Origin of the sequence: Halobacillus sp. B23F22_5 (assembly GCF_043497085.1) — a bacterium.
GTDB lineage: Bacteria > Bacillota > Bacilli > Bacillales > Halobacillaceae > Thalassobacillus.
The window spans coordinates 438,511-453,202 of sequence record NZ_JBIEKI010000001.1; the positions used below are offsets into that span (position 1 = coordinate 438,511).

Consider the following 14,692-nt stretch of genomic DNA (forward strand, 5'->3'; position numbering starts at 1 on the left):
TAACCTTGTTAAAGGATTAAAGTATAAGAAAAACTAAGGCTTTCGCCATAAGGACTTGGCGATAAGCCGAGTTTTTCTAATATTATTTCTGTTTCAATACCGCACGGACAGGGCTGCCATCAGCTTCTGCCATTTTTAGCGGAAAGGCACTGAGTTCATATTGTCCGGGAACTACGTGATCAAGCACTAATCCTTCCAGAATCAGCACATCATTTTCATATAAGCTGTGGTGGGCTTTCAATTCTTTACTTGTTTCTGGATCGACGGAGGGAGTGTCGACCCCGACCAGGTCGATGCCATTGGCGTGTAAAAACGGACCGAGATCATCACCGAGGACGGTGTAGTCTTCAGGGAAGGCAGTTCGGTCCTTCCAACTGTTAGATTTGAGTAACAGTTTAGATACTCCGGAAAAATCAATACCTTTTAAATCCTTCACCCCTACCTTTGATTTTCCTTCGATATTGACCACTATGGTTTGACCATGAAATCTTTCCAGCGGTAGTTCGGCTATTTTCAACCCTTTATTATCATAATGAAAAGGGGCATCGACATGAGTGCCCGTGTGGTTGCTCATTTTGATGCTGCCGACATTGACCGAGCCTGTTTCTTCCATAGACCACGTTAAATGGTAAGCGTATTGCTCATCTCCCGGCCATGGGGGAGTTTGCTGATCCAGCAACATGGAAATATCAATGATTTTCATAATCTAACCTCCTTATGCAATAATACCTCGTTCGTTTTCAAACTTCTTGTAGGATTGCTTCTCCATGATTTCCTTTAAGCGCATGACCATCTCAAATATATCTTCATAAGATACATACAGGGCGATTGGAGCAAGCCGTATAACATTCGGTGAGCGGAAATCAGGAATGATATGTTCTTCTTTTAAAGCTTTGCAGACCCTTGCAGCTTCGTCATGTTCAAGGCTGACATGGCCGCCGCGTCGTTCGTTTTCACGAGGGTTCGCAATCGTAAACCCGAAGCCATCCAGTTCTTGTTCGATCAACTTCATCATGAACTCGGTCTGGTTCAGTGATTTTTTGCGAATATTTTCGATTCCTGCTTCTGTAAATATTTCCAGGGAACCGATTAAAGGCGCGGAGCTTAATATGTGCGGTGTACCGATTTGGAAGGCACCTGCTGTTTCTGCCGGTATCAGGGTGTGATCCATATCGAATTGTTTATCCTTTCGGGAACTGAACCAGCCTGCAAGTCCGGGTGCTTGTCCCAAATGTTTTTCGTGAACAAAAAGTCCGCCGACACCACCTGGGCCACTGTTCAAATATTTATACGTACACCATACAGCGAAATCCACTTCCCACTCATGAAGTTCATGGGGAAGGGCGCCAATGGAGTGAGCTAAATCAAATCCGACGATGATCCCTTTTTCATGAGCGGCTTTCGTCAGTTTCTTTATATCAAGGAGCTGGCCGCTGCGGTATAGAACAGAAGGGAGCAGCAGCAGAGCTACATCGTTATTCATCAGCTCGATGATTGTATCCTCGTCAAGCGTCCGGCCATCATCGCTTGGCACTTGGATCAGGTGTTGTTCAGGATCCAACCCGTGTAGACGGAGCTGGCTTTTTAAAGCATAGATATCGGAAGGAAAGTTCAGAGCATCAGCCAAAATCTTCGTCTTTTTCCCTTCTGGTTTGAAAAAGGTGGCCAGCAGTTGATGCAGGTTGGTGGTGATGGATCCGGTGTTGATTACTTCTTCTTTCTTTGCCCCGATCAGAGGTGCTGTCATTTCACCGAGTTTTTCGGACATGTAATACCATGGCTGTTCCCCTTCTGTCCAGCCTTCGATCGCATGCTGCTTCCAGTCCTCCAGAGAGGTGAGGAGCGTTTCTTCTGCACGCTTTGATAACAGTCCCAGCGAGTTTCCATCCATATATAAAGTTTCTTCTTTTATGTAAAATTCCTTTTTAAAGTGCGCAAGCTTGTCTTGGTTGTCCAGTTCGATCGCATCTTTACGAGTTATGTTTGAATTGTCCATCAAATCGCCTCCTGTATTTATTATAGCTTTTATTTGGAAACGATCCAATCGATCGTCTATTTCAACCAAAATAAAAAGGGAGATACATCATGTATCCCCCTTGATCTTGATCAGGCATCTGGTTTTTCTTGTTTTCTTTGATCTTGTTCTGTCGTCTCTAGTTCTTCATCCGTTGGTGGAGCTGTCTTTTTAACGAAAATCGATAATAGTATACCAATGAAAGACAATACGGTAATCACCAGGAATGCCACATTGACCCCGTGAATATCCGGATTAGCTACATCAGGCTGCTGGGCTGCACTTTGGGCAGTGGATGTCATTACTGTAACAAGAATGGCTGTACCAATCGATGCTGCAATTTGACGCATCGTGTTGCTCATTGCAGCACCGTGCGGAATCAATTTGTTTGGCAGTTCATTCAATCCTGCAGTTGTAATAGGCATCATCACCATGGATAGACCGAACATCCGAATCGCATACATAACGGTCAAGTAAACGATAGTTGTCGCAGGATCCAGGAAAGAAAGTGCCAGAGAGGCCCCAGTAATCAGTGTCAGGCCGACAATTCCCAGTAATCGTGCTCCTATCCTATCGAAGATCCGGCCAGTGATGGGGGACATGAATCCCGAAATCAGGGCACCGGGCAAAAGTACAAGACCTGATTCAAAAGCAGTGAAATCGCGCATATTCTGCATATACAACGGGATCAGAGTTTCCGAACCGATAAGCCCCATGAAAGTGATCATGGCAATGATAGTTGTAATGGTAAACGTCCGTAATTTGAATACGCGGAATTCGAGCATTGGGTGGTGCATTCGTAATTGCCTGGTAATGAACAATATAAGCGTCAGTAAGCCAATTCCTAGCGCTGATATGGTAATCAAGCTGTCCCAGCCGTTATTCCCGGCACTGGTAAACCCATAAAGCAGACTTCCAAAACCGATGGAAGACATAATGATGGAAGGGATATCGACCTTCGGGTTTTTCAGCTCGGTAACATTTTTTAGAATGAAATAGGCGACCGCAATGATGATAACTGCAAGCGGCAAGGTTATTAGAAATAAAGCGCGCCAGGTATAATGTTCGGTAATCCAGCCTGATAACGCTGGCCCGATTGCTGGTGCAAAGGATATGACCAGTCCAATATACCCCATCGCCGCACCACGGCGGTTAACAGGAAAGATCAATAAAAACACCGTTTGCATCAAGGGCAGCATTACACCAGCCCCAGCCGACTGGATGACCCTCCCCGCCAATAACAGCTGAAAATTAGGCGCAAGCCCTCCGACTATCGTTCCAAAAGTAAAAACGCTCATGGCAGTAATGAACAGTTGTCTTGTGGTAAATCTCTCTATCAAAAAGGCGCTGATAGGAATCATGATTCCATTGACAAGCATAAAGACTGTAGTGAGCCACTGTGCTGAGTTGGCTGATACGTTCATTTCATGCATAATCGGAGGAATAGCCGTAATCATAAGTGTTTGGTTAAGAATAGTAATGAACGAACCTGCAAGCAATAATCCAGCCATTAAAACTTTATTGTAATTCTGATCCGGCATGAGTTCTCCTCCTTTTCTATCTATCTCAATAACATAGTTTCATAGACCAATTATAAAATTATACTGATTTTGACAGTAGGTGACAAATGAAACGCGCTAGGTCAGTGGGAGTCCAATAAGTGATAGTTGTACGATTTCAACGGGCCGGAACTATCTTTGCGCTAACTCACCAATAACTAACTGTTTATAGCACCATGTTTTCAAAAGGTCGCCCATTCTTTTTTACCCCTGGTGGGGGTGAGATATGTTAATCTAGTGATATTGAAAATATTCTGATAAAGGAGCTTTGCCATGGAGGTACCATCACTCAAAGAGCTTCAATCGAAAGAAGATATCTTAGAAGCTTACCCAGTAATAAAGCAGCTAAGAACTCACCTTGATGCCTCTACCTATTATCAATTAGTAGCGGAAGCCAAAGAAACAGACGGTTACCGTATGTTTGCTTTATATGATGGAGAAAAGATTGTAGCAGTAGTAGGTTTCGAACCGATGACCACGCTTTATTATGGAAGGTTTATTTGGGTATGTGATTTAGTGACAGATGAAAATAGCCGTTCCAATGGCTATGGGAAAGTGTTGTTAGAGTTTGTTCATGACTGGGCAAAACAGAAGGGCTACGAAAGTGTGGCATTGTCTTCTGGATTGCAGCGTACAGACGCCCATCGTTTCTACGAAGAAAAAGTGGACTATGACAAAGTAAGCTATGTTTTTAAAAAAAGAATGAAGTAAGGATGATACCAATGAACGAAATAAAGAACATTTATTGTGTAGGGCGTAATTATGTGAACCATGCTAAAGAGTTGAATAATGATGTGCCGACGAAACCACTTTTATTCTCTAAACCGAACCGGTCACTGGTAAAAGCTGATGGAGAAGAAATCATGCTTCCGGGAGGTAAGGGGGAGGTTCATTATGAGGCAGAGTTGGTAGTGCGTCTGGGCAGGCCTTATGAAAAAGGTATAAAGGTAAACGAAATTGTTGAAAGTATGGCGCTTGGACTTGATCTTACCTTGCGTGATGTCCAGAGTGAACTGAAGAAAAAAGGGCATCCATGGCTGATGGCAAAAGGCTTTCCAAACGCAGCAGTCATCAGTGACTTCATTACTTTTCCGGGAGAAGAGAAGTGTAAAGAAAAAGACTTTGCTCTCATGAAAAACGGAGAACAAGTGCAGCTGGGAAACATTAAGCAAATGATTTTTGACCTGCAAACACTGATTGATTACTGTGGTACACATTTAGGCACAGGTGAAGGGGATATTATTTTCACTGGTACACCTGAAGGAGTAGGCCCAATTGTCGATGGCGATCACATGGAATTGGTGTGGGATGGAGAAACCCTTGGTGAATGTAAATTTAGACAAGGTGAGTGAATGACAATCATGAATATAAGACATATTGATATAGCTGATACTGAGAAATTCCGTGCGCTGATCCAGCAAGTGGAAGCCGAGTCGAATTTTATGCTTTATGAATCCGGTGAAAGAGATATAAGTATTGAACGCCAAAAAACGATGATTGAAAGTATCCAGGATCAGGAGAATGCAGCTATCTTTCTGGCGGACTTGGACGGGGATCTCGCAGGATACTTGATCGCTGTGGGCGGGAAAGCTAAACGAATAAAGCATTCTGTCTATTTAGTGATTGGTATCCTTGCTGATTTCCGTGGCAAGAAGATCGGTACAAAACTTTTACAAGCGTTGGAAGCATGGGCACAAGAAAAAGGCATCCACCGCCTGGAGCTGACCGTAGTGACTGGTAATGCAGCGGGTCTTGGATTATATAAAAAAGCTGGATTTGAAGTGGAAGGCACCAAACGGGACTCCTTATTGATTGATGGAAAGTATGTGAATGAGTATTATATGGCGAAGTTATTGTAAGAATATAAGCAGTCCTTCTATGCTTGACAGGAGAGCTGTTTTATTTTATGTTATATGTAACCGGTTACATATAACAGTCGGTTTAATTTTAGCTATATCATGTAACCGGTTACATGATTTTGAGAGGTGCAGAAATGGCAACTATTAGAGATGTGGCAAAACAAGCAGGAGTATCGGTAGCTACTGTTTCAAGGGTCATCAACAAACAGGAGCGTGTCAATCCCGATACGAAACAAAAGGTGCTTGATGCAATTGAAAAACTTAACTATAAACCGAATGACGTTGCTAGAAGCTTATATCAGAGAAAGTCGAAAATGATTGCTTTAATTGTACCTGACATCACTAACCCTTATTTCCCGGAGTTGGCACGTGCTGTAGAAGATGTCGCCAACCAATTGGATTACACATTTGTGTTATGCAATTCCGATGACAGTGAGCAAAAAGAACGACAATATATGCAGGTATTACGGCAAAAGCAGGTAGATGGCTTTATTGTCGTCACCAGCACACTAGCTTATGAACATATAAAAGATTTGAATGTCCCGGTAGTTGCACTTGACCGTATCATTGATCGGAAAGTACCTGCAGTTACTGTAAATAATAAGGATGGAGCCAAAAAAGCCGTCCAGCATCTCATAGACATTGGCTGTGAAAGAATCGCTCACATCTCAGGACCGGATAATGTAGATAATGCTATGCAAAGAAAGCAAGCTTATTTAGATGTAGTATCCCATCGTAAGTGGTTTGAACCGGGATTGGTTCAAAACGGGGGTTATCATATGAAGCAATCCGAACAAGCGATGACAAAACTATTAAAAGCTTATCCTGATATTGATGGAGTTTTTGCCGGAAATGACTTGATGGCGGTTGGTGCATTGAAGGCTCTGAAAAAATCAGGGAAAAAAGTACCCGATGATATTTCTGTTGTGGGGTTTGATGGTATCTCTCTTGGAGAATTGACTACCCCATCGATTACTACCGTTAAACAGCCAATCTATAAAATTGGTGAACGGGCAGCCCGAATGTTGATAGATAAAATAAATGACCCGACAACGGAACAGGAAAATGTAGAATATGACGTTACCTTTATGGAGCGTGAATCCACCAGAAGAAAAGAGGGATGATGATGAAGAAGCCAAAAATCACTGTGATTGGGAGCATCAATATGGATTTGACGACTACCACCGATCGGATACCTGCTCAGGGAGAAACGTTGCATGGGCTGTCTTTTGCTACCTATCCGGGAGGGAAAGGATTCAATCAAGCAGTAGCAGCTGCTCGTAGTGGTGCAGACGTATCTATGGTAGGGGCAATTGGTGATGACAGCTTTGGACAAGAACTGTCACATATGCTGATGGAGGAACAAATTAACACTGTGGGTGTACGTTCCATAAAAGGCCTAGCTACTGGAACAGCCACCATTTTACTGACTGAAGGTGATAATCGGATTATCGTTGTGCCAGGTGCAAATGGAAAGGTAACAGCTGAACAGGTAGAAGAACAGAAAGAAACCATAGCAGAAAGCGATATGGTGCTTTTACAATTGGAGATTCCTATGGAAGCAGTTGAGAGAGCTGCGGAGATAGCTTATGAAGCTGGGGTGCCAATTATCCTTAACCCGGCTCCGGCACAACCATTAAGTAATCAATTATTAGAAAAGATAACTTACCTGACACCTAATGAAACAGAAATCTCAGAGATTGTCAGTGATGAAAATATACATCGGCTGCAGGATAAGTTGATCATTACTAAAGGGGAACTGGGCGTCGTTTTCTACCAGGACGGCCATACCGTAAATATTCCAGCCTACCCGGTCGAAGCTGTAGATACAACTGGAGCTGGGGATACCTTTTGCGGATTGTTGAGTACCCGCCTGGCTCAAGGGGACTCCTTAAGAGATGCTTGTAACTATGCTAATGCTGGCGCAGCATTATCGGTCATGAAGCCAGGAGCCCAAGGAGGTATGCCTGCCGATAGTGAAGTGACTCAATTTTTGAGGGATAGAGGAGGGGGAAGTGGAACATGAAAAAGCATGGTGTATTGAATAGTGAAATTGCTCAAGTTCTAGCGAACCTGGGTCATACAGATCAAGTAGTAATTGCTGATTGCGGACTGCCGATTCCATCTCATGTAAAAAAGATAGATGTAGCATTGACCTTGGGCCATCCTTCTTTTCAGGAAGTGCTGGACACCGTTTTAGAAGATATGGAAGTGGAAAAAATGACACTCGCTTCTGAAATCAAAGAATATAACCCTCAACTCAACAAATATATAGAAGAGCAATATAGTTCGATTGAAAAGGGATACATATCCCACGAACAGTTGAAACAGGAAACCAGTCATGTAAGAGCTGTAATCAGGACAGGGGAGAACACACCTTATGCCAATGTCATCCTGCATGCTGGAGTGATTTTCTAAGAAAAAGGGGGGAGGAATTTTGGAACAATCCATCATTAAACTTGAGGGTATCAAAAAATCTTTTGGACCTGTGGAAGTGTTGAAAGGAGTGGATTTCGAACTTCGAACTGGAGAAGTTCATGCACTGATGGGTGAGAATGGTGCAGGGAAATCGACTATGATCAAAGTTTTAACAGGGATTCATCCCAGGAATAATGGAGAGATCTATATTCGTGGAGAGAGAAAGACTTATACTAACCCCAAACAGGCAGAAAAAGACGGGATAGCGGTCATTCACCAGGAACTTAATATTATCCCGACATTGACAGTTGCTCAGAATATGTTTCTGGGAAAAGAACTGAAGTATGGTCGTACGGGTATTTTACGCTCAAAAGAAATGAAGCAAAAGACGATTGAGTATCTGGATAAGCTGGGTGTTTATATTGACCCTGATCAGGAAGCAGGAGAGTTGTCTGTCGGAAAGCAGCAAATGATTGAAATTGCAAGGGCGATTGCCACCGATGCAGAGGTGTTGATCATGGACGAGCCTACAGCAGCTTTGACAGACAAAGAAATCGAAGCTTTATTTAAGGTGATTGATAGTCTGAAGGAGCAGGGAGTAGGTATCGTATATATTTCTCATCGAATGGAAGAGATCTTCAAAATATGCGACCGCATTACCGTTTTGCGTGATGGAGAATATGTAGGGACGAGGGATGCTTCTACTACAGATTTAAATGAAATCGTCAAAATGATGGTAGGTCGTGATCTTGGGGAACAGTTTCCGCATCGTGAAAGAAGTGAAGGAGAAGTACTTTTACAGGTGAAAGATATATCTGCCCCTGGATATTTTGAGAATATAAGTTTCGATGTTGCCCGTGGTGAAATTCTTGGCGTAGCTGGGCTGATGGGTGCGGGTCGTACAGAAATCATGGAAAGCCTTTTTGGAGCACGGAAGTTTAAAGGTGGAGAAGTCCGATTGGATGGAAAACCTATTAAAATCAAACACCCTGCGGATGCAATCAACAAAGGTATCGGCTTGATTACAGAAGATCGTAAAGGAAAAGGTCTTGTTCTAAACCAGACGATCAGGGAAAACATGGCGTTGACCAATTTGCCCCATGTCTCACAAAATAAAATCATCCAAAAAAAGAGAGAACAAGAATTGGTAGATCGATTGATGAAACGCCTCAATGTCAAAGCTACCGGACCTGAACAGACAGTTGGCTCATTAAGTGGCGGGAATCAGCAAAAAGTGGTAATTGGCAAATGGTTGGGAATACAACCAAAATTATTGATTTTGGATGAACCTACGAGAGGCGTGGATATCGGAGCGAAAAAAGAAATCTATCATATTATGAACGAGCTTACGAGCTTTGGAGTTGCTATCATCATGATTTCCTCTGAACTCCCTGAGGTCCTTGGGATGAGTGATCGGATCATGGTCATCCATGAAGGGAAAGTAGGAGCAATTCTTAACCGTGATGAAGCGGACCAAGAAAAAATCATGTACGCAGCAACAGGGGGGGAATGAACAATGAAACATAAATCATTGGGCGAATGGATGCAAACCTTAGGATCCATGATCGGTTTGTTATTGATCATCATCATTTTAAGTGTGATGAGTGACAATTTCTTGAGCCTGGGAAATATTTTGAACGTACTACGGCAAGTTTCTATCAATGCATTGATTGCATTTGGAATGACTTTTGTAATATTGACAGGTGGGATTGATTTATCTGTCGGATCCGTATTGGCGTTAGCCGGGGCACTGACAGCAGGAATGCTTGCCAGCGGTATGGATCCAGTAATGGCTGTATTGATTGGTCTGATTGCTGGTGCATTGATGGGAGCATTTAATGGGTTGATCATCACAAAGGGTAAAGTAGCCCCGTTTATCGCTACATTGGCTACGATGACAATTTTTCGCGGGCTGACGTTAGTCTATACGGATGGCCGTCCGGTAACTGGTCTTTCCGACAGTTTTTTCTTTGAAATGATAGGAAAGGGTTATTTATTCGGTATTCCTTTTCCGGTTATCTTGATGGGAGCAGCTTTCATTATATTGGTCTTTATTCTACGAAAAACGACTTTTGGACGAAAAGTATATGCCATTGGCGGCAATGAAAGCGCTTCTATTCTTTCGGGGATCAAATCGGATCGTGTTAAGATCTGGGTTTATTCTCTAACAGGAATGTTATCAGCATTGGCAGGAATTATTCTGACCAGCCGTTTAAATTCTGCCCAGCCTAATGCCGGTTTCACTTATGAACTTGATGCTATCGCGGCCGTAGTATTAGGCGGAACCAGCCTTTCAGGAGGACGAGGCTGGCTGGTTGGAACATTGGTTGGTGCTTTAATTATTGGTGTGTTAAACAATGGTTTGAATTTACTTAATGTATCTTCTTTCTATCAACAAGTGGTTAAGGGTGGAGTAATCTTGCTTGCAGTATTACTCGACCGTAAAAAATCAGCTTAATATTTTTAAAGGAGGAATTTAGAAATGAGAAATTGGGTAAAACACGTAGCTCTTGGTGTACTAGCTTTAATGTTGCTGGTGGGTTGTTCTACAGAGCCACCTGGGTCTGATAGCAGTGAAGAAAGCGGGGGCTCTTCCGGTGAAGGAGAAAAGACTATTGGCTTCTCCGTTTCCACATTAAATAACCCGTTTTTCGTCACCTTAAATGAAGGGATGGAAAAAGCAGCTGAGTCTGAAGGTGTGAAAGTACAGACAAAAGATGCACAGGACGATCCTTCCAAACAGGTCAGTGATATTGAAGATATGATCCAGCAAAAAGTAGATGTGCTATTGGTCAATCCGACTGACTCTGCTGCTATTGTGAGTGCGATAGAGTCGGCTAATGATGCTGGCATCCCTGTCATCACGGTTGACCGCCAGGCAGACGGAGGAGATATTGCCGCGCATATTGCTTCTGATAACGTTAAAGGTGGAGAAATGGCCGCCAATCACATTTTAGAGAAAATTGAAAGTGAAGGAAAAGTAGTAGAACTGCAGGGTATTCCTGGTTCGTCTGCTGCTCGCGAACGTGGAGAAGGTTTCCATAACATTGTAGATGAAGAAAGTGGAATAGAAGTAGTGGCTTCTCAACCGGCTGACTTTGACCGCTCTAAAGGGTTGACGGTTATGGAGAATATCATTCAGGGGAATCCTAAAATTGATGCTGTTTTCGCCCATAATGATCAGATGGCATTAGGCGCGATTGAAGCATTAGAAGCTGCTGGTATGAATGAAGATGTGGTTGTCGTAGGCTTCGATGCAATTGATGATGCTAAGGCAGCAATTGAAGAAGGCCGGATGGGAGCGACTGTGGCACAACAGCCAGATAAAATTGGTGAAAAAGGAATTGAAACTGCCCTTAGCGTGTTGAATGGGGAAGACGTAGAAGAGTTTATTCCTGTTGAACTGCAACTGGTTACAGGGGAATAAAGAACCTTTCCAAATGAACTTTAGACTGCCAAGAACCCGATAACCAGGGTTCCTGGCAGTTATTTTTTTACTAAGAATGAAGAAACTTAACAGTTGACGAAAATGCCCAGCCTGTTAGGAGATAATAGGTATCCACAACAAAAAAACAAGCCCCAGTAACAACCGGGGCTCATTTACATCAGTCCGTTTTTCACAAGCACACCTTTAATGGTGGTGTAAGTATAAGCGTTATCCAGTGCTTCTCTTAACGCCTTCAAGCCTTCCTCCTCCTCCAAACTTTCGCGGGCGCGGAGTACCTCTGCTTCAGTTGCTTCATCAAACCATTGCTCCCAATCGAAATCATGGCCTTCTCCAGCTGCTTTAAACAGGTGGTTTTCAATTGTGATTTCGCTCATACCACGGTCACGGGCAATTGCTGACAAGTCTTTGCCGTCTTCTTTCCACAATCGATAAGAAATCATGTGACTTGGTTCTTTATCCTGCTCGGATTTCTTTTGGAAAATTGGAGTCGGCCCTTTGACTGCTTTACTGGCAGGGATTTTTTCTTTCCAGGGTTCGATGGCAGCCAGGAAGGTTTCTCCGTATTGTTCGTACTTCCGTTCCCCGACACCTTTGATCGCCAGCATGTCTGACTTGGAGGCCGGGAAGTAACGCGCAAAATCCTTGAGCGTAGCGTCGGAAAAGATGACGTATGGCGGAAGGTCATGTTCGTCAGCAATTTCTTTACGCAAATTACGCAAGGAATCAAACAACTCCTGATGGTAGTCCACGGCGGTATGTTGCGCTGTTTTTTCAATTTTCATCCAAACCTGTTTTTCACCCTTTAATACATCGACCGCTTTCGGTGTCAGCTGCAAAGTCGGGAATTTCCCCTGTCCGGGATTCAACAGCTCTTCTGCTGTCAAAAAATGAATGAAGCTGGTCAGTTCTTTTTCCTTATATTGAGACATCAAACCATAGGTGCTCAGACGGTTGAAGCCGAATTCTTTCACTTTCTGATCAGAGGACCCGCGCAGTACTTTGGCAGTCAGGCCAGCTCCGAAGCGTTCACCCATACGTTTGACACAGGATAAAACCATCTGGGTTTCCTTCGTCATATCCTCCCGTTCTCCATCATACAAGCAGTTGGAGCAGCGTCCGCACGGTTCACTTCCTGTCGGGTCATGGAAGTAATCGAGGATATATTGCTGCAGGCAATGGTGGGTGTGGCAGTAATTGACCATGGATTGCAGCTTTTCGTATTCCTTCGCTTTTTTTTCATCGGGCAAGGCGGATTGGTCGATCATGTATTTCTGGAGATTGACATCCTGTCCGGAAAATAACAGGATACATTCACTTGGTTCACCATCCCGTCCTGCACGACCTGCTTCCTGGTAATAGGATTCGATATTCATCGGCATCGAATAATGGATGACGTAGCGGACGTTCGATTTGTCAATCCCCATGCCGAATGCATTGGTTGCAACCATAATCAGCGTTTCATCCTGAATGAAGCTGTTCTGTGCTGCTTTTCGATCGTCTTCCGTAAGCCCGGCGTGATATTTGCCTGCCTGGAATCCTTTCTTTAGTAAAAATTGATGAATGAAATCGACATCTTTTCGGGTTGCTGCATAGATGATCCCGGACTCGGTTTTCCGTTCGGTTACATAGTTTAGTAGAAAGTCGCGTTTATCCTGACCTTTGATCAGTCGGAATGAGAGATTATCTCGGGCAAATCCTGTGTTAATGACAAACGTTTCCGGTATAAGGAGCAACTCCTGGATATCGTGAATGACTTCCTTGGTCGCTGTGGCTGTCAATGCCATCATTGTCGGAAGGTTGTTAAGCTTTTTCAATAACGGAACGATGGAGCGGTAGCTTGGTCGGAAATCGTGTCCCCATTGCGAAATACAATGTGCTTCATCGAAAGCAATCAGAGCTAATGGAATCGATTGGATCGCATAAAAGAAATTCGAGGAGTCGAACCTCTCCGGTGCAACATACACGAATTGATAGCGGCCACGTTTCATATCACGCACGCGTTCCTGCTGTTCTTCTATACTTAGAGAACTATTAATATAAGTGGCTGCCACTCCCATGGAGGTAAGGGCATCCACCTGGTCTTTCATCAAAGATATCAGTGGTGAAATGATAATGGCTGTGCCCGGTTGGACAAGCCCGGGTATTTGATAACAAACGGATTTCCCACCGCCTGTCGGCATCACAGCTAACGTATTGTTACCTTGAAGTATTTGAGAAATCGCATCTTCCTGGCCAGGCCGGAAGGAAGGGTAGCCGAAGTATTCTTGTAATTTTTCTCTTGCTTGTTCTAGCATCATCTATCATCCTTTGTAAATCCTTTATTAATGGTACCATGTTTAATACAATCTGACAGGGGAAAATTACTCAAGAATCAAAAGATTGGAGGTATCATTTATGAAAGCAATTGTAATTGACAATTATGGAGATAAAGAACAACTGAAAATGAGAGAGATAGATAAACCTGAAATTACGGACGATCAAGTGCTGGTCGAACTTCATGCAACTTCAATCAACCCGATCGATTGGAAACTTAGAGAGGGTTATTTAAAAGAGATGCTCGATTTTGATTTTCCAATCGTTCTAGGCTGGGATTTAGCTGGTATCGTAACAGAAACAGGTAAGAATGTTACGAAATTCAATAAAGGTGACAATGTATTCGCGCGTCCAGACTTGACTCGTCTTGGAACATATGCCGAATATGCTGCTGTCGATGAACGGCTGCTTGCTCCTATGCCAGAAAATATCACCTATGACGAAGCGGCCTCTGTGCCATTGGCTGGTCTTACAGCCTGGCAATGTCTCGTAGACTTTTCGGATATCAAAGATGGGGACAAAGTATTGATTCATGCCGGTTCCGGTGGTGTCGGAAGCTACGCGATTCAATTAGCAAAGCAATTCGGTGCCTATGTCGCTACCACTGCAAGCGGTAAAAACGAGGACTGGGTGACCGAGCTTGGAGTCGACCGGTTCATCAATTATCAGGAAGAGGATTTCAGTGAAGTACTGGAGGACTTTGATATTGTTGTAGATACCATCGGCGGCGATGCGCAGGAGAAAAGCTATGATATTCTGAAAGAGGGCGGAAAGCTTGTATCCATCGTGCAGCCGCCTGAGGAAGAAAAAGCGAAAGAACGAGGCATCAAAGCAGGATTCCACTGGCTGGAGCCAGATGGTGCACAGCTAACCAAAATTGCTGAATTGATCAAAACAGGCAAGGTAAGAGCAGTGGTCGGACATCATTTCGATTTTACCGAAGAAGGATTGAAAGAGGCTCATGAGCTGAGTGAATCTCACCATGCTCAAGGAAAGATTGCTATTTCTATCAAATAATAGTATAACAGAAGCACCAGGTAGTTTGGGCAATTTTCTGACTACTTGGTGCTTTTTTAGGGTA

General features: G+C 43.5%; 14 protein-coding genes. 10 read left to right on the plus strand and 4 right to left on the minus strand.

Annotated features, from left to right (window positions below; all coding sequences use genetic code 11):
* Window positions 1–82: 82 nt before the first annotated feature.
* The 3 genes from kynB to ACGTN9_RS02095 form a co-directional block, all read right to left on the minus strand.
* Complete coding sequence (gene kynB / locus ACGTN9_RS02085; RefSeq protein ID WP_499590048.1) at window positions 83–703, minus strand: arylformamidase; 621 nt, start codon at window positions 701–703, stop codon at window positions 83–85.
* A gap of 12 nt (window positions 704–715) precedes the next feature.
* A complete protein-coding gene (gene kynU, locus ACGTN9_RS02090) occupies window positions 716–1,996 on the minus strand; it encodes a kynureninase (RefSeq protein ID WP_499590050.1) in 1,281 nt (426 codons plus the stop codon).
* 110 nt (window positions 1,997–2,106) lie between these two features.
* Window positions 2,107–3,555 carry an MDR family MFS transporter gene (locus ACGTN9_RS02095; protein ID WP_499590052.1) on the minus strand — a complete coding sequence of 483 codons (1,449 nt, stop codon included), beginning with the start codon at window positions 3,553–3,555 and terminating at the stop codon, window positions 2,107–2,109.
* Between the two features lie 291 nt (window positions 3,556–3,846).
* Here ACGTN9_RS02095 and ACGTN9_RS02100 point away from each other — a divergent pair, with 291 nt between their 5' ends.
* The 9 genes from ACGTN9_RS02100 (at window position 3,847) to rbsB (ending at window position 11,277) form a co-directional block, all read left to right on the plus strand.
* Window positions 3,847–4,284, plus strand: a complete 438-nt coding sequence (locus tag ACGTN9_RS02100) for a GNAT family N-acetyltransferase (RefSeq protein ID WP_499590054.1) — start codon at window positions 3,847–3,849, stop codon at window positions 4,282–4,284.
* Between the two features lie 11 nt (window positions 4,285–4,295).
* Window positions 4,296–4,925, plus strand: a complete 630-nt coding sequence (locus tag ACGTN9_RS02105; RefSeq protein WP_499590056.1) for a fumarylacetoacetate hydrolase family protein — start codon at window positions 4,296–4,298, stop codon at window positions 4,923–4,925.
* Window positions 4,926–4,934: 9 nt separating this feature from the next.
* Complete coding sequence (locus ACGTN9_RS02110) at window positions 4,935–5,432, plus strand: GNAT family N-acetyltransferase (protein WP_499590508.1); 498 nt, start codon at window positions 4,935–4,937, stop codon at window positions 5,430–5,432.
* A 134-nt stretch (window positions 5,433–5,566) separates the two neighbouring features.
* Entirely contained in the window at window positions 5,567–6,556 is a 990-nt protein-coding gene (locus tag ACGTN9_RS02115) for a LacI family DNA-binding transcriptional regulator (RefSeq protein ID WP_499590058.1), read from the plus strand.
* A 2-nt stretch (window positions 6,557–6,558) separates the two neighbouring features.
* Entirely contained in the window at window positions 6,559–7,458 is a 900-nt protein-coding gene (rbsK, locus tag ACGTN9_RS02120) for a ribokinase (RefSeq protein WP_499590060.1), read from the plus strand.
* On the plus strand, window positions 7,455–7,850 hold the full coding sequence (gene rbsD, locus ACGTN9_RS02125) for a D-ribose pyranase (protein ID WP_499590061.1): 396 nt from the start codon (window positions 7,455–7,457) through the stop codon (window positions 7,848–7,850). The genes rbsK and rbsD overlap by 4 nt, the downstream gene beginning before the upstream one ends.
* Before the next feature lie 16 nt (window positions 7,851–7,866).
* The gene (locus ACGTN9_RS02130; protein WP_499590510.1) at window positions 7,867–9,363 is read left to right on the plus strand and encodes a sugar ABC transporter ATP-binding protein; all 1,497 of its coding nucleotides are present in this window, start codon (window positions 7,867–7,869) and stop codon (window positions 9,361–9,363) included.
* Window positions 9,364–9,366: 3 nt separating this feature from the next.
* On the plus strand, window positions 9,367–10,308 hold the full coding sequence (gene rbsC, locus ACGTN9_RS02135) for a ribose ABC transporter permease (RefSeq protein WP_499590063.1): 942 nt from the start codon (window positions 9,367–9,369) through the stop codon (window positions 10,306–10,308).
* 24 nt (window positions 10,309–10,332) lie between these two features.
* Entirely contained in the window at window positions 10,333–11,277 is a 945-nt protein-coding gene (gene rbsB, locus ACGTN9_RS02140) for a ribose ABC transporter substrate-binding protein RbsB (RefSeq protein ID WP_499590065.1), read from the plus strand.
* A 173-nt stretch (window positions 11,278–11,450) separates the two neighbouring features.
* Here the strand turns inward: rbsB and recQ are convergent, their stop codons facing one another.
* Window positions 11,451–13,592 carry a DNA helicase RecQ gene (recQ, locus tag ACGTN9_RS02145; RefSeq protein ID WP_499590067.1) on the minus strand — a complete coding sequence of 714 codons (2,142 nt, stop codon included), beginning with the start codon at window positions 13,590–13,592 and terminating at the stop codon, window positions 11,451–11,453.
* Between the two features lie 100 nt (window positions 13,593–13,692).
* Here recQ and ACGTN9_RS02150 point away from each other — a divergent pair, with 100 nt between their 5' ends.
* Window positions 13,693–14,628: an NADP-dependent oxidoreductase gene (locus ACGTN9_RS02150; protein ID WP_499590069.1), complete on the plus strand. Its 936-nt coding sequence runs from the start codon at window positions 13,693–13,695 to the stop codon at window positions 14,626–14,628.
* The last annotated feature ends 64 nt before the right edge of the window (window positions 14,629–14,692 follow it).